This is a genomic window from Albimonas pacifica, from assembly GCF_900113695.1.
GTDB lineage: Bacteria > Pseudomonadota > Alphaproteobacteria > Rhodobacterales > Rhodobacteraceae > Albimonas > Albimonas pacifica.
The window spans coordinates 1-1,114 of sequence record NZ_FOQH01000066.1 but is presented as its reverse complement, the minus strand read 5'-3'; the positions used below and the strand labels follow the sequence as shown (position 1 = coordinate 1,114).

Sequence of the window (1,114 nt, the reverse complement as noted above, 5' to 3'; positions counted from 1 at the left end):
TGCGAGGGCGACGCCGAGGTTGAACATGGCCCTGGCGTCCCCGAGCTCCGCCGCCTTGAGGTACCACCCGTTTGCCGCCGCCGGGTCCGCCTCCGCGCCCACGCCCTGTGCGAGGTTGTTGCCGAGGTAGACCATGGCCCTGGCGACCCCAAACTCCGCCGCCTTGCGGTACCAGCCGTTCGCCGCCGCAGCGTCAGCGTCCGCGCCCACGCCCTGCTCGAGGTTGATACCGAGGATAAACATAGCCTTGGCGTCCCCGAGCTCCGCCGCCTTGAGGTACCACCCGTTCGCCGCCGCCGGGTCCGCCTTCGCACCGTCCCCCCGCTCCAGATTGCTGCCTAGGTAGACCATTGCCCTGGCGACCCCAAGCTCCGCCGCCTTGAGGTACCAGCCGTTCGCCGCCGCCGGGTCCGCCTTCGCGCCCAGGCCTTGTGCGAGGTTGACGCCGAGGTTGACCATGGCTCCGGTGTTCCCGAGCTCCGCCGCCTTGCTCCATAAAGCGAGAGCCGCAGCCGGATCTCTCTCGACACCGTCGCCGTAATGCTTGCAGAGAGCGAGTCCAGACATCGCATCGACATCGCCGTGATCTACGCCCGCCGAATAGTGCCGAACGGCGGCCTCATGGTCCTTCTCGACAATTATCCCGCCGTAGTAGAGGTGCCCTAGCCCTGCATGCGCCCGTGGGTCCTTGCGACCCGCCGCCGCCTGCAGAGCATTCAGAATGAGCGAAGGTGGATCGACTCTCCGTCTCTGCAGCGCCCGTAGTATGTCCAGACACTCATGCCCATAGGCGGCGAGAGCCTCCTCGCCCGGCGGTTCTTCGCTCAGCAGCCGGAGCGTCTCCGGAACGGTCGGAAAATCCTGCGCCAGGCGGGTCAGGAACCGCGCCATGCCCTTCGGCGCGATTTCCCAGGCCGTGCGATGCAGCAGCGCGAAGTCCTCTCCCCGCTTCAGCGCTGTGAGCACGAACCATTCGCCGAGCACGTCCGGCTCCAGTCCACGCAGGAAGCGCGTCGCGCGTAAGCGTCGTCTGGACCCCACCTGTCGGATCGGAGCGATCTGAAGGAGTCTTGCGACCTCGAAAGGGGATCGCTGCATGGAAGACTTCTCAACG

At 66.7% G+C, this 1,114-nt stretch carries 1 protein-coding gene; it reads right to left on the bottom strand.

The annotated features are described in order from the left end of the window. Positions 1–984: tetratricopeptide repeat protein (locus tag BM064_RS26685; RefSeq protein ID WP_177236423.1), on the bottom strand; the 984-nt coding region annotated here is incomplete at its 3' end. Positions 985–1,114: the final 130 nt, after the last annotated feature.